This is a genomic window from Bacteriovorax sp. HI3 (genome assembly GCF_059738875.1).
The window spans coordinates 2,243,546-2,258,401 of sequence record NZ_AP026946.1 but is presented as its reverse complement, the minus strand read 5'-3'; the positions used below and the strand labels follow the sequence as shown (position 1 = coordinate 2,258,401).

15 protein-coding genes are annotated in these 14,856 nt (G+C 42.1%); 8 read left to right on the top strand and 7 right to left on the bottom strand.

The annotated features are described in order from the left end of the window. Position 1: 1 nt before the first annotated feature. The 7 genes from cdaA (at position 2) to AC6JA8_RS11115 (ending at position 6,145) form a co-directional block, all read left to right on the top strand. Positions 2-817 carry a diadenylate cyclase CdaA gene (cdaA, locus tag AC6JA8_RS11145; protein WP_497973856.1) on the top strand — a complete coding sequence of 272 codons (816 nt, stop codon included), beginning with the start codon at positions 2-4 and terminating at the stop codon, positions 815-817. Then, positions 814-1,497, top strand: a complete 684-nt coding sequence (locus AC6JA8_RS11140; RefSeq protein ID WP_497973855.1) for a CdaR family protein — start codon at positions 814-816, stop codon at positions 1,495-1,497. Before cdaA ends, AC6JA8_RS11140 begins: the two co-directional genes overlap by 4 nt. Before the next feature lie 35 nt (positions 1,498-1,532). Next, positions 1,533-2,897 carry a phosphoglucosamine mutase gene (glmM, locus tag AC6JA8_RS11135; protein ID WP_497973854.1) on the top strand — a complete coding sequence of 455 codons (1,365 nt, stop codon included), beginning with the start codon at positions 1,533-1,535 and terminating at the stop codon, positions 2,895-2,897. 25 nt (positions 2,898-2,922) lie between these two features. Further along, entirely contained in the window at positions 2,923-3,678 is a 756-nt protein-coding gene (locus AC6JA8_RS11130) for a pyridoxine 5'-phosphate synthase (protein ID WP_497973853.1), read from the top strand. 12 nt (positions 3,679-3,690) lie between these two features. Further along, positions 3,691-4,119, top strand: coding sequence for a tRNA (adenosine(37)-N6)-threonylcarbamoyltransferase complex ATPase subunit type 1 TsaE (gene tsaE, locus AC6JA8_RS11125; protein ID WP_497973852.1), 429 nt, complete (start codon positions 3,691-3,693; stop codon positions 4,117-4,119). Between the two features lie 366 nt (positions 4,120-4,485). Continuing rightward, positions 4,486-4,992, top strand: coding sequence for an Rrf2 family transcriptional regulator (locus AC6JA8_RS11120; RefSeq protein WP_102243893.1), 507 nt, complete (start codon positions 4,486-4,488; stop codon positions 4,990-4,992). After that, a complete protein-coding gene (locus AC6JA8_RS11115; RefSeq protein ID WP_497973851.1) occupies positions 4,973-6,145 on the top strand; it encodes a cysteine desulfurase family protein in 1,173 nt (390 codons plus the stop codon). The genes AC6JA8_RS11120 and AC6JA8_RS11115 overlap by 20 nt, the downstream gene beginning before the upstream one ends. Positions 6,146-6,185: 40 nt before the next feature. Here the strand turns inward: AC6JA8_RS11115 and AC6JA8_RS11110 are convergent, their stop codons facing one another. The 7 genes from AC6JA8_RS11110 to motA all read right to left on the bottom strand — a co-directional run bounded on the left by AC6JA8_RS11110 (position 6,186) and on the right by motA (position 12,355). Beyond that, the gene (locus AC6JA8_RS11110; protein WP_497973850.1) at positions 6,186-6,905 is read right to left on the bottom strand and encodes a Bax inhibitor-1/YccA family protein; all 720 of its coding nucleotides are present in this window, start codon (positions 6,903-6,905) and stop codon (positions 6,186-6,188) included. 287 nt (positions 6,906-7,192) lie between these two features. Continuing rightward, entirely contained in the window at positions 7,193-7,843 is a 651-nt protein-coding gene (locus AC6JA8_RS11105; protein ID WP_497973849.1) for a MarC family protein, read from the bottom strand. A gap of 1 nt (position 7,844) precedes the next feature. Further along, complete coding sequence (gene murJ, locus AC6JA8_RS11100; RefSeq protein ID WP_497973848.1) at positions 7,845-9,455, bottom strand: murein biosynthesis integral membrane protein MurJ; 1,611 nt, start codon at positions 9,453-9,455, stop codon at positions 7,845-7,847. A gap of 50 nt (positions 9,456-9,505) precedes the next feature. Continuing rightward, positions 9,506-10,294 (bottom strand): hypothetical protein, encoded by a 789-nt coding sequence (locus tag AC6JA8_RS11095; RefSeq protein WP_497973847.1) that lies wholly within the window; start codon positions 10,292-10,294, stop codon positions 9,506-9,508. Positions 10,295-10,338: 44 nt separating this feature from the next. Continuing rightward, entirely contained in the window at positions 10,339-10,599 is a 261-nt protein-coding gene (locus AC6JA8_RS11090) for a hypothetical protein (protein WP_102243887.1), read from the bottom strand. Between the two features lie 89 nt (positions 10,600-10,688). Then, positions 10,689-11,453, bottom strand: a complete 765-nt coding sequence (locus AC6JA8_RS11085) for a flagellar motor protein MotB (protein ID WP_491636083.1) — start codon at positions 11,451-11,453, stop codon at positions 10,689-10,691. Positions 11,454-11,497: 44 nt separating this feature from the next. Continuing rightward, positions 11,498-12,355: a flagellar motor stator protein MotA gene (gene motA / locus AC6JA8_RS11080; RefSeq protein ID WP_102243885.1), complete on the bottom strand. Its 858-nt coding sequence runs from the start codon at positions 12,353-12,355 to the stop codon at positions 11,498-11,500. A gap of 146 nt (positions 12,356-12,501) precedes the next feature. Here motA and AC6JA8_RS11075 point away from each other — a divergent pair, with 146 nt between their 5' ends. Then, positions 12,502-14,811, top strand: coding sequence for a hypothetical protein (locus AC6JA8_RS11075; RefSeq protein WP_497973846.1), 2,310 nt, complete (start codon positions 12,502-12,504; stop codon positions 14,809-14,811). The last annotated feature ends 45 nt before the right edge of the window (positions 14,812-14,856 follow it).

Sequence of the window (14,856 nt, the reverse complement as noted above, 5' to 3'; positions counted from 1 at the left end):
TATGTCCTTTTTAAGTCCATTTTTTAACCATCTCAACGTAAAAGATTTCATCGACATCCTGATCGTCGCGATTCTTATCTATCAACTGCTGTTGATCGTAAGAGGAACGAAGGCCGCTCAGATGATCGTGGGTCTGGGGTTCCTCTTTGGCCTTTTTTGGCTGGGGATTACTTTCAAGCTTTACTCACTCAACTGGGTGCTAGCTCACTTTTTTGATTCATTCTTTATCATCGTCGTCGTTTTATTTCAGGACCAGTTCAGAAGTGCGCTGGCTTCCGTTGGGACGAAGAGAAATATCCTGACAGTCTTTTCAAAAGATGAACACGATTTTGAAATCGATGAAATCGTCGAGGCCTGTGGGGCCTTATCGCGTGAGAAGATCGGGGCGCTGATTGTTATTGAACGCACGCACGGTTTACTCAACTATATCAACACCGGGACGAGACTGGATTCAAGAATCCATTCGGATATTATTTATTCGATTTTCGAATCGAGCTCCAGCCTTCACGACGGGGCCATCATCATCCAGAACTCAAAGCTCACAGCTGCGGGCTGTTTTTTGCCCCTATCAAAGAACTTTGATATCGAACGCCACTTAGGGACCCGCCATAGGGCCGCTCTGGGGCTGACAGAAGTTACCGATGCATTAGTTATTACTTGTTCTGAAGAAACTGGTAAGATTAACTTATGTGTCGAAGGGATTTTCTATCTGTGTAAAACAGAAAAAGAGCTAGGGCAGTATCTTCGTCACATTTGGAGCAATGAAAGTTTAGACAGTGCTCTAAGACCGATTAAGACCAAGGACATTGTTCGTTGAAATTAGAAAAGGCCCAAAGACACACGCTCAAAATCATCGCGATCTTTTTTGCAGTATCGCTGTGGTTTTATGTTTTAAACAGTGAGCCAGTGGAAATAGAAAAAAAGATTCAAATTGAGTTTCAATTGCCCAAGGGCTACGCCATCTCCAGTCAAACCGAACGACAGCTTACTTTAAAACTTAAAGGCTCAAAGGCCTTCATTGGAAATGTTTTTTCCAACAAAGAGAAGCTGGTAGTGGATTTGAATCCTTACTTTAAAAAGTTCGGCAAAAGCTTTAGAGTTCAATACCATCCGTCGCAAATTACGGTGCCGTTTGGCGTGGATATTTTAGAGATGCACCCGAAAGAGGCGAGCATTGAAATCGACCGCCTGGTGCAAATGCAGCTGCCGGTCAAGGTTCTGTACATTGGCAATATGGCCTATGACAAAAAATTTAAAGAAGTACACGTTGAGCCAGAGAACGTCATGGTCAGTGGACCGGTTGACGTCATCAGAAAATTGTCTAGAGTAGAGACCACTCCGGTGAACCTTTCAACTGTAGACAAAGAAGAAGGGACACTGACGGTTCCTTTGGATGAATTGGACTCGCGTTTGATGTATGAAGAGAACCCAAGAATTAAATTAAAATATAAAGTACAACTGACGATTCCTAAGCGCGAAGAAGTTAAAAAAGAATAGCGCTTAGAAAGTCACTGCTCTTAAAGGATGAGGTTATGTCGGAGAGAAAACTTTTCGGGACAGATGGAATTCGTGGTAAGGCGAATGCTTACCCAATGACAGCAGAAGTGGCGACGGCCCTTGGTCGCGCAGTAACTCACTACTTTCAAGCAACGAATCCCAACAATGCTAAACCTATCATCATCGTCGGAAAGGACACCAGGCTTTCATGTTATATGCTGGAGATGGCCTTTGCTTCAGGTGTGTGTTCTCAAGGTGGAGAGGTTATTTTAACTGGTCCTCTTCCCACTCCGGGAGTTGCTTTTGTCACTCACTCAATGCGCGCAGACGCAGGAGTTATGATCTCTGCTTCTCACAATCACTTTGAAGACAACGGGATTAAAATCTTTGATGGAAAAGGAAATAAACTTCCAGACTCTGTAGAGCTGGAGCTTGAAAGACTTGTGCTTAACCCGGAATTAATGCCGGCCAAATTCGGAGGCCTTTTAGGGAATGCCGAAAGATTAAAAGAAGTTTACGGGCGCTATATCGTTCAAGTTAAATCGGCCCTGGGGCACGACTACGACCTGGATGGAATGCGTATCGTTTTAGACTGCGCTAATGGCGCCGGTTACAAAGTGACTCCGATGATTTTCCAGGAGCTGGGAGCAGAAGTGTTTTCAATTGGGATTTCGCCTAATGGAGAAAACATCAATAAGAACGTAGGCTCACTTCACCCGGAAGCGGCCCGCGCAGAAGTTTTAAAGTACCGTGCAGACATCGGGATTTGTATCGACGGTGACGGCGATAGAGTCAGTGTTATTGACCAGGAAGGAACAATGATTGATGGGGATAAACTCATCGGTCTTTTTGCTAAGCTTCTTCTTGCTCGTGGCGAGCTTAAAGCGGGAGATACTGTCGTCGGAACAGTTATGTCGAATCTAGGGCTTGAGCTTTATATTAAGTCTCTTGGACTAAATTTTTATCGCACAAAAGTAGGAGACCGCTATATCATCGAATATATGCGCGCCAATAACTGTATCCTGGGTGGAGAGCCTTCTGGACACATCATCTTCAGCCGCCACTCGACAACGGGAGACGGATCTCTAGGTGGATTAAAAGTTATTGAGGCGATGAAATACTTCAACAAATCGCTCAAAGAGCTGGTGGAAGAAGTTGAACTTTTCCCTCAGTTTATTAAAAACGTGATGGTGAAAAATAAACCACCACTAGAGACAGTTAAAGCGATTGAAGAAGCGACGAAAGAAGCAGAAAAAAAGCTGGATGGAAGAGGGCGTGTTCTTCTTCGTTATTCAGGAACAGAGCCTCTTCTTCGCGTCATGGTTGAAGGTGACAATGCGGAACTGGTTGAAGCAGAATGTAATCGACTGGTCGCTGTTGTGAAAAAAGAGATTGGTTAGTTTAGTTACTTATTAGGAGTTTAGAATGATCCCTCGTTTAGGCGTTAACATTGATCACGTGGCCACTTTAAGACAGGCCCGTGGAGAAGATTATCCAAGTGTCGTAGACGCCGCTCAAGTGTCGTTATCAAACGGTGCTGACCAAATTACAATTCATCTTCGTGAAGACAGAAGACATATTCAGGACACTGACGTTGAGACAGTTCGCCTGGTGACAAAACGTTTCGGGAAACCACTTAACCTGGAAATGGGAGTAAACCCTGAGATCGTAGAGATTGCAATTGCTTCAACTCCTGAATGGATCTGTTTAGTTCCAGAAAAACGTCAGGAAAAGACAACAGAAGGCGGTCTGGACCTTTTAGATGATGCTAACTTCATTCGTATTGAAGAAGCGGTTAAGAAGCTTAAGAGCTCAATCAAAGACGTTAAAATCTCTCTTTTCCTAGAAGCTAAGATTGAAGTTTTAATCAAAGCGACTCAATTAAATATCGACGCAGTTGAAATCCACACAGGAGAGTACGCGCGCGTTTTCGCTAACGGTGATGATGTCGGCCGCTATATTGAACAGTACAAAGCGGCTAAAGAATTTTTAACCAACAATAAAATTGCCACACATGCAGGCCATGGTCTGACGGAAGAAAGTGTTGTGCCGCTTTTAGAAAATAAAATTTTCGAAGAGTACAACATCGGTCACTGGATCATTTGCCATGCTCTTTTTAATGGGCTTTCAAATACAGTTAAGAACCTAAAAAGCGTTTTTGAAGCACATCCTTTAAAATAGAAAAGGTGACACATGAGTTTAGTTCGCGCCTGGAAAAAAGTCCTCGAGTCTGACCTTGCCAATATCGCTCTTGAAATGAAAGAAGTGATTGAGCCACCGAGTGTAATTATCCTCGATGGCCCCGTGGGTGCGGGGAAGACGACATTTACTAAGATCTTCTTAGGAACGACTAAGCAGACGACGAGTCCGACTTATTCACTGATTAATGAAATCGACAATCTTCTGCACGCTGATCTTTATAGAATTGAAAAAAGAGAAGAGCTCATTCATTTGGAAATCCCGATGTATTTAGAAGAGAAAGATTATTTCTTGATTGAATGGGGAATGCCCTACCTGCGCGATCTTCAAAGAATTATCGGTGATGAATTTAAATTTTATCAATTAAAAATTGAGATCAACGAGAACAACTCACGCAATTTTTTACTTAGCAAAATTGTTTAAAAAGTGGTCCTACGTAGGCAATTTTTTCCGATCAAAATACACGGATAAATTATTTTTCCATCAATAAATTGCATCGAATCAAGTGACCTAATTAGGCGGTTTTATTAGGGATTCACCCGATCTTAACGCTTTAGATTACCTTAATTTCAATACCTTACAATCAAAAGATAGAAAATAGTTTGTTGACTTCTATGTTTCCCACACGTCATACTATTCTTGTTAGATTGATTCTTTTCGAAGGGAATCAAGTCAGACTAGAAAGAAGGGCACGGATGAGCACTTCTACCAGTAGACGACACACGCATCTCTCGAAGAATTTTCTAAAACACGGTTACGATCAATTGGATTTTTTATGGAGGAAGACCAATGAGACTTACATCAAAAGGGCGTTACGCAGTTAGAGCAATGTTAGACCTTACTACTCATTCAAATGGGAATCCAGTAAGACTACAAGAAATCTCAACAAGACAGAACATTTCTCTTCATTACTTAGAGCAACTTTTCAGAAAGCTAAGAAATGGCCAAGCAGTTAAGTCTGTTCGTGGACCAGGTGGCGGTTATGTACTAGCTCGCAACATGGACCAAATTACAATTAAAGACGTACTAGACTGTGTTGGAGAAAACATCAACCCAGCTCGCGATATCGTAGGAACTGAAGCTGAAGCAGCGAACTCTCTAGAGTTCCACCTGTCTAAGAACTACTTCATGAACCTTGGTATCATCATGAAAGAATACTTAGCAACTACTTCACTTGGTGACCTAGTTCGCAAGTCTAAAGAAACTGAAACTGAAGCTGGTATCGCTGGTGCTTCTAATGACGCTGGAATTATGACTTCAGCAATTAGAAACCCGATTGGAGAGATCAATCAGTAATCGTTTCTACTTTGATTATAATGCAACATCCCCGCTATCGAAGAGAGTCGTAGACTTTCTCCATATCGGGGATTTTCTTTTTGGCAATCCGGCCTCACTTCACCAATCCGGAAAAAAATCCCGCAAGTACATCAACGAAAGTATTGATTACATCCAGCACCTCTTTAACTTAAAAGACCACAAACTTTTTTTTCATTCGGGAGCTTCCGAAGGAATCAACTCGATTTTTAAAGGGCTGGCGTTTAAGTTTTTTAAGGAAGGAAAAAAAGCGAGCTTCTTCTTTTCAGAAGTCGATCACGCTTGTGTTGTTCAGTTAAAAAATGACCTTGAGGCCCTGGGCCACGTGGTGCAGTTTTTTGGCGTTGATAAAAACGGGCTCTTTGATAAGGATGAATTGATTAAGAGTCTTCTGAATGAAGTGAGTGAAGGGCGCGAGTGTTTTATGAATTACACTTACGTCAATAATGAATCCGGAGTCGTCTGGCCACTTGAGTGGGCAGCGGAAATAAAAAAAGAAACAAGGTGTTTTGTTCATGTGGATGCTGTTCAGATCGCAGGAAAGATTCCCAATTGGGAAGTGCTAAACGCCGACCTTGATGCCTACACATTTTCAGGTCATAAGTTTGGTGCGCTTAAAGGGATTGGTTTTACCTTTTTTAAAAAGGACCTGGAGTTCAATCCACTTATTGTCGGTGGGACTCAACAAGAAGGTCTGCGTGCAGGAACGGAAAACGCACTTGGTGTTTATTCTATTAAACTTGCCCTTCATGATATGAAAGAGAACTTCAATCCAGATGAACTCTCATTGGCAAAAAATGAGCTGGAAGAGGCACTGGTAGAGTTTATAGGGGATCGTGGTGAGGTGGTTGCGCGTTCATCTCCATACCGCAATCTCAACACTATTTTCCTGGTGCTTTACGGGCAAAAGGCAGAAGTTTTAAGTGCTAAGTTTGATATGATGGGAATTGATCTCTCTACGGGCTCAGCTTGTTCATCAGGTATTATCAAAGAAAACCGCATTCTCATGGCCATGGGTTATAGTTACGAAGACTCAAGGGCCGCGCTGAGATTTTCATTTTCGCCGCATATGACATCTAGTGAAGTGGGTGGGTATGTGGAGAAGATTAAGTCGATACTAAAAGGATTTATTTAATAAAAAAAGGCCCTCATTATGAGGGCCTTTTTATTTTTTCTTAACGACGTCTATCGCCAGTGAATCTTAAAATAATCAAGAACAAGTTAATGAAGTCTAAGTAAAGAGTAAGAGCACCAAGAACAGTGATCTTTGATCTTTCTTCTGCGTTGATTGCGTGTTGACCCATTAATTTAATTTTCTGAGTGTCGTAAGCCGTTAGCCCGGCAAAGATCAGAAGACCAATTAAGCTAAACACTAACCCAGCTGTTCCACCCATCATCGCTGGGAAGAAGATTGCTAGAAGCGAGTAACCAATAAGTCCAAAGAGACCCATTGTACAGAATGTCCCGATAGGCCCCAGGTCTTTTTTAGTGAAGAGACCAAAAGCTGAAAGCCCGGCAAACCCAATCGCTGTTGTAAAGAACGCAGACTGAATGCTTGCTTGAGTGTAGATCAAAAAGATTGTCGAGAATGTCACCCCTGTCAGTGCAGAGTAAAGCAGGAAGAGACCAGTGGCCATCACTGCACTCATTCTTTGAATCATTGCTGATAGTCCTAGCACAACTCCGAATTGAGCAATAATTACGGCCCAGAATAAAAATCTATTCTGAACGATAGTCATCGCCATTTGATCGTTGTTTCCGATGTAAGTTGAAATCCCAGCAGTCAGTAAAACACCAATGGCCATCCATTGATAAACTCTGGTCATGAACCCGGCCATGACTTGTGAACGTGTCTCTACGTCCAGGCCGTTATTGTAACGTGTGTTTCTTTCCATATAACCATCCCTTAAATAGTTGATAGGGAAATTATACTCCTAAAAATTCTTGAGTCTAAGCTTTTTTAGGTCCTCTAAGTTCTCGAGATTCGCCTTTCGACGCATTTCAAGAAGCGTCCAGGTCTCCTTAGTGTCGTGTTTGACAAACAGTGAAATCAGTCGTTCTAAAAGATCGTGTAAACGCTTCCACATAAGTATTCCTCCATAAATAATCTTCAGGCGACATACTAATGAGAAAGCTGGCGGTGAGCCAGTCAGGAAATGGTTAATCTTTGATTAGGCCAGGATTAAAACACGCCTTTAAGAATCGGCATGATTTCTTTAATACCATAGGCAATCATTTCAATCGACATTGAAAGAAGAATTAAACCCATGATTCTGGTCATAACGTTTAGACCAATCTGGCCTAGTTTTTCTCCGATTTTTTCAGCGTAACTTAAAATGATTTTGATAATGAAGCCGACAACGAGAACCATGACAATACCAGCGATCCAGTGAATAGAGCTGGTGAAGTTTTTTGCGTGAATGATAGAAGTAGAAATAGCACCAGGGCCTGAAAGAAGTGGAATCGCCAGTGGGATGATTCCAATTTCTCGCTCGAAGTCGATAGACCTGATTTCATCATTATTGATTTTTGAATTTGATTGCTGTCCGGAAATCATACTGAAGGCCGTTGTCGTTAAGAGAATTCCACCACCGATGGTGAATGAGGCAACAGAGATCCCGAAGAAATTTAAAACGGCCTGGCCGCAGATTAAGCTGATTAAAATAGTGATGGTAACAGCTGTGGCCGTGTGGTTGGCGAGTTTTTTAACGTTGATAGAATTGTGATTTCTCACAAATCCTAAAAAGACGGGAATCGCGCCAATCGGGTTAACGATAGAAATCAGTGTGATAAAAAATTTGAGCACATCAGTGATTGCCGGAGTAAATTCCATTTTATGACCTCAGTACCTTTGATTTAATTTTATTAATAATTGATCGCGACTCTTCAATGCCAATCAAATAAGTAATCCCGAAATACAGCACACCATAAACACCCAAGATAATCACTGCGCGAGGGATCGGGTGCTCTAGTAAACCTAAGTGAATAAAGAATTTAATCGAAAGACCTACGGCGCTGGCGATTAAAGCACTTCCCCATAACTTTGATTGATAGCGGTATTCAACACCGGTTTTTCCGATGATTTTGTTGAGCTTTTTTTGAAGCAGGACAAATTCAATCCAACCACTGATTCCCGCTGAGGCCGTCAAACCTGCTGTCGCATAAACCGGATCACTGCTGATCATTGGGGCAAATTTAAAAGCAAATAAGTACCCAAGGATAGTCGTGAAGAAGATACGAACGATCGCAAAATTGAGAGTTGTCTTTGTATCTTTAAGTGAGAAGAAAGTTGAAGAGTAAAGTCGCCCGATGGTTGAAGCGAGAAGCCCGACACTTGAACCGATTAAAACCATCCAGACCACATGAGTGTCTTTTTCAGTGAACTTTCCCGTCTGGAACAGGGCCGCAACCAAAATGTCCCCCAGGATTAAAAAAGCACAAAGAGAAGGGACGATGAAAAAACTAATGCGAGCAATTCCTCTTTGCAGGCGATCGCGAAGCTTGGCATAAATTTCTTCAGGAGAGCCGGTGATCGAACTCATCTCCGGAAGTTCACTGGCCGAAATACTCATTCCGAATAATGAAACAGGAAGAAGATAAAGTGTCTGGGCATAGGCCAGGTTAGAGACCGCTCCCGTTGGAAGAAGTGAGGCCAGGATGTTGTCGATGTATGAACTCACCTGAACAACTCCGCGAGAAACAATACTTGGAACAAAGTTCTTTAAGATGATTCGTACGTGGAGGTTTGCTGTCTCCATGGAAAAGCGAAAAGTTCTAAGAAGTTTAATGGTTGTTGGAAGTTGAACTGCCACTTGTAAAAAACTTCCCGCCACAAGACCCCAACCAGTGTAAATGGCCAGGTCGTATTGGCTTGAGCCGTTACCGAACATTAAAAGTGTGGCAATGATGGCCACGTTCCAGATAACTGGGGCGACATATGAAAGAAAGAATCTTCTATGGCTGTTAAGAATCCCCAAACACCAGGCCGACATAACAACCAGTCCTGTACCTGGGAAAAAAATCTGCACAAGTTTAATAGTTAGTTCGCGCTTTGGGCCTTCAAATCCAGGAGCGATTGTATCGATGAGAAAAGGAGTGGCAACAATTCCTCCGACCACTAAAAAAGAGGTCATCAGGAACATTAAACTTCCGATGGTCAAAGCGACACGCGAAGCTTCCAGGTGATGTTCTGGATTTTCTGTTTTTTCGTTGTGCTCGCGGGCCAGAAGACCGGCATACACTGGAATGAAAGAAGCTGAAAGAACCCCTTCGCCAAAAAGGTTTTGTAAAAAGTTAGGGATTTTTAAAGCGGCCTTAAAGGCATCACCAGCATCAGAGTTACCGAAGTAGTGAGCGAAAGCTCTCTCTCTTAGAAGACCCGCAATTCGGCTTAAGAAAATTCCAAGCCCGACAAATAAAGCGCCGCTTTTTTTATTGTTACTCATATAGATCTAATTAAAGGAGAGGTTAGATGAAAGATCAACGACTATCTTAATTAAGACGGAAGGTTTTTTAAGACAAAGGCCCCCACATTCATCTTGATCCCAACGTCTTTTTGGAACTCGGGGATAGGGGCAACATTCCAGTTCCATTCAGTCACAGGTCTTGGCAAATTCAGGTGGGCATAATTGTGATCTGTCTGAATCACTGAATCCTGCTTGTTGTAGTAACTAGTGATAGTGTCGGTGATTAAGAGCACCGGAGCATTAAAACTTTTTAAGTACAGGAAGTGATGGCGGGTGACGTCTTGAAGATAAGTCTCAACATCTTCCTTTTGAAATTTATTTTTGAATGTCTTTTCAATATACGCTTCCAGGTGAAGAGGAAGCTGAGACATGATGTTGACTGAAAGAACCAGCCCCCAGTCTTGGGTCAAGAAAGCTTCAGGGATTTTTCTTGAGAGCTCTCCCTTAATCAGCGCACTTTCAATCTCAGAAATATCGTGCTCAACAAATTCAATATTAGTGAAGTGGGCGAGTTCGCGTTTGACACTTTTTAAATGAACGATATCGACCAAGGTCACTTTTTTAAAAGTACGGGCCAGGGTTTCTATAGGGATTTCATGTAAAGGACCTGAGCCTAAAACTAAAACTGAATCGCAATGTTTAGCCTCTGATAAATGTTCGGTGATAAAAGATTTGCACTGGGTGCGATGGGGAAGCCAGGCCTTCTGGCAGCGCTTTTCGCGGGCCAAAAGTGAGATACTCTCGGCGAGGTGTCCTAGCTTTTTGGCCGAAGCAAGCTTGGGTGACTCAGATATATAAGTGAAAATTTCTCGTATCAAAAGTCATGCTCCCAAAGGATATTCTTTTGATACGAGTATAAATCTTAAGCTGCTTTTTTACTAGTCTTCAGTGTTTTTGCATTCACATAGTTTACGTATGAAGGAATTCTATGGTGGAGTAGGTCCCACACAATTTTCTCTTCAAGACCATCAACCTTAGCACATCTCATGAGTTCTTCGACTTTTCCATCAAGCATCTCATAATCAATAGTTGAACGGTAAACATGCTCGCACTCAACGAGAATTTCTTCGATTTCGTCCTTGTATTGAGCAATTAAAGTGATAACAAAACTGTCGCGATCCATATAAGCCCCTTATGTACTTCAGCGATTAGACACTGATAAGGGGCTATTCGGGTAGTTGAATGAAATACTTTAGTATTTTTGTTAAAGTCCTAGAAATTTCTATGGCGAAGGACAAACTCAACCCTGCGGTTAACGTTAATACCTTTTTCTTCCTCTTCAGAAGACACCGTAGCACTTGATTGGGCCACAGGGATCAACTTGTCAGGTAAGACGCCAAAGTCCTTAATAAGTGAATTTCTGATGGCCATGGCACGCTTAAAAGAGAGGTCCCAGTTGGCCTGCTCAGTTGCGCCTTCACCTTTTTCAGTATGACCTACAATCGAGACAGTTCCCTCATAGTCTCTAAAGACGTCAGCGAGTTTCTTCAGATACACTTTTCCTTCAAAGGAAATTTCTGTTGAGCCAAATTGGAAAACAATATTTCCAGGGATGGCGAACTTTAAGTAATCCGAATTGTAGTCGGCGGAGAAGGCATTACCATCAAAGAGCTCATCCACAAGTTTTGATAAAACTTTGTGCTCCTGAAGATAAACGGGGCGGGGACGAGCTGGCTCTGTTACATCTGCCTGGTCGAACCCGCCTTCTTGTCCGTTAAGCACTGAATACGAAGTATTCGGCGTACTACCGATTTTTCCTACTGAATCTGATCCACCTTTAAAAATTGTAGCGGTGGTAAAATAATCGGCGATTGCCGCTTTAGTCGACTCGTCGGCACCCATCAGCCACATTACCAGGAAGAAGGCCATCATCGCAGTCATGAAGTCCGCGAAGGCTACTTTCCAGGCACCACCGTGAGCACCACCGTGTCCTTTATTAATTCTCTTAATGATAATAGGCGCTTTTTCGTCTGCCATAATGAAATTCCTTTTTCAGTATGATTTAACTTTTAATTACTAAACTACTTTTTCCCAGCGTTTGCCGTCGCTTCATCCACTTCTTTGAATGTAGGGCGGAATTCCGTTGGAATACTTCTTCTACCAAACTCAGCACAAACCTTCGCGTTGACTCCTTTAGAGAAAGCGAGAAGACAAATTTTTGCTGTGATCATAAAACGCATTTCTTCTTTTAAGTTCGATTCAACCTTTGCAGCAAGTGGTTGCAGGTAACCGTATGAGAATAAGATCCCCAAAAACGTTCCTACCAGAGCGGCCGCAACCGACATACCGATAACTTCCTTACCTTGAGTCAGCTTACCCATGGTGATAACAACCCCGAGAACCGCGGCAACGATCCCCAGACCTGGCATGGCATCCGATACACGGTTAATACCACCAACCAGAACGTGCTCTTCTTCAGTTACGATATCTAAGTCAGCATTCATTAGATCTTCCAGATCGTAAGGAGACAGTGACGAAGCAATCTGAACTTTTAAAGTATCGCAGATAAAATCGATCGCATGGTGATTGTGTAAAACAGCAGGGTAGCGTTTAAAAATTTCTGACCCTTCTGGATTTTCAACGTGAGGTTCGATTGAGATCGGGTTTGCTGAGGCCATCTTAATAAGTTCGAACATACATTGAAGAAGTTCGATATAAGCGGCTTTTGAAATCCCGGTTCCTTTTAAAGCTTGAATACATTTTGCAAGCATGGCCTTGATAACAAATGGATTGTTGGCCATAACCAGAGATCCAACAGCGGCACCACCGATGATGAGAACCTCAGTTGGCTGCCAAAGAATCGCTAAGTTACCATGGTGAAGAACGTATCCCATGATAACACAGACTGTAGTAACGACTGCACCCACTATAGTGAACATAAAATCCTCCAAATGATTTGCTATCTTATCGAAAGCTCATTTTGAATCTTTAGTTTTTGTGCACTTAGGAGATCTGTTTAGGCAAAAAAGAGTAGAGTCATTCAAGTTTGGTCAACTAATTGCCGATAATAATCTCGGAGAATTATATGAAAATAGCACTTTTAGTCTTTTCCTTAGTGATTAATTCAACTTTTTTGCCCGTCCTGCATGCGGCAGAAGAGAATAAAACTCAGCTATCAACATCCTTTGATGTTTTTAATAGCAAGTGGAATTACACACCGACGCTTGAGCGAACGGAGGGGAATTCTAAAATACATACGAAATTTTTTAAACGCATTCTTTGGATTGAAAAAACTCCAGTCACGATTGTTGATACCAGCTTTGTGTATTTAGAGAATCCACAAAAAGACCCTGATGCAAAAAAGAATGAACTTGCTTATATCGCTCAGTCAATTAAAAAAAGTTTTGGGCCACAGATGGTGATTAGTGGTCAGGGAAATTCACTTACAGTTGAAGGGAAAGTTGAAAAAATTAACCGCACAGTCAAAGTGAGTCTCCTTAAAAAGAGCAATCATGTAACCATCATCACCTCGATGATCAGAACAGGGCTTTACCCAAAACTGCGTGCGGAAGTCAATGAGCTTCACAATGGTTTATTGGACTATGATGGAGAGTTTAAAGTAAAAAAAGAAAAGAAGACTACATGGTTTTCTCTGCCATTTATGATTGATGAAGCCCACGCTGCTCCGGGATTTGATTTCACAAGTCTCTTTACCGGAAGTAATGCCAACTCTAGTGCAGGTGCCTTGGGGGGATTTAATGTCAACTTAACAGGAGACATTCGCAATCTTGAAAATAGTGTCAACAACGTCAATACCAATTTAGGAAAACTCAACACAGGTATCGATGCGGCCAATGTGAATTGGGGAAATACGAATACTCAGCTTGGAGGCGCCAATACGAATTGGGGCAATACCAATGTCCAAATCGGAAACGCCAACACCAATTGGAACAATACAAATGTGCAGATTGGGAATGCCAACCAAAACTGGTCTGACACTAACAAGCAAATGGATGAGTTTAATAAAAACATCGATAAAGTTAATGCCAATGCCACTCGTGCAAATGAGAACTGGGCCGATACCAATAAAGAGCTGACCAAGGCCAACGCCACGGCAGACAAATTTGCAGATGAATACAAAAACATGAACACGAACTGGGCGGAGAGTAACAAGCTTCTCTCAAAAGCTCTCGACCCAAATCACATGGCAAAAGTTGCTTTTTATACGGCCGCCGGAGCTGCTCTGGGTGGGATCGCTGTGAGTTTAGCGATTCAAGGTGTGAGTGAAGGGATTAGTTTTCTTCATGAGCTTTTCACGGGAGCTAAAAAGAAAAAGTTAGAGTGGGAAGATTTTGAGAAGGCCATGGCCGCTTGGGATAACCAGCTTAATGATCTGGTTAAGATGGAGCAGATTGTAGACAATTACATTGATGCTTTTAATTTCTTTGAAGGGAAAAACCTGGGGAATGACTACGTCAAACAATTATCAAACGCCAGCCGCGACATGCGTTTTGACCGCGATATGTTTATGGAAAAATTCAAGGATCAGAACCTGGATATTTCTTGCCGTAAAATGTATTACGATGCCGCTGATGAATTGGATCAGAAAGTGAAAGAGTACGACAAGATCATCCAGTATGCGACTAATAACAGTATGTCGATTGCCAATGGACCTGCTTATTTCTGTAATCAACTAAAAGAGCTTCAAAGAAGAATCCTTTCTGCTGAAACTCAGATGCAGGATCTTCGTTTAAAAATCCTGGTGGCCGAAAATCAATACTACGGCAAACAGTCAGATGCCCTGGATAAGCGCGATGATGATATTGAAAAAGTAAATGATCGCATCGCTAAGACGATGGATGAGAAAAAAGCTTACGATAAAAAAGTGATGGAGCGAATTCAGGAGGCCCATAAGCAAGCGCGCACTGATTGGCTGGCCGCTTGTATGGATGCTAAAAACGAAGAAGGTCTAAAGATTAAAGAGGATCTAAAAGACAGCTTTTTTCTATTTGCTTATTTTAAAAAGAAAAACCGTTGTAATGACTCTTACGCCAAAGTTGAAGAATCTGTAAAAAAACGTACCGAAGAGAGTATTAAAACCCTGGCTGCTGAGGAGACGCTAAGAAAAGATTTAGTGGTAAGGGCCAACAATACTGTTGAGATGAATCTTTCAGAAGAACAAATGAACTGGATGTCGAGAGTCCACATGGATGCTTACTGCTATCAGTATGCCCATGGAGGAGAAGATAAAATCCCGGCAAAATGTAAGGAGTTCCCTGAGCTTCTTTACTCTCTAAGCCTCTCAAAAGGTTATGAGAAAGCTAAAAACGCTTACCAGAACAAATGCCAGGACCGTTACTTGAATGGTATTAAATCTCTGGCAAAGACTCCGTGATGAGTGAGGATTCGGTATCAAACTGTTAAAGACCCTCTTCATTAT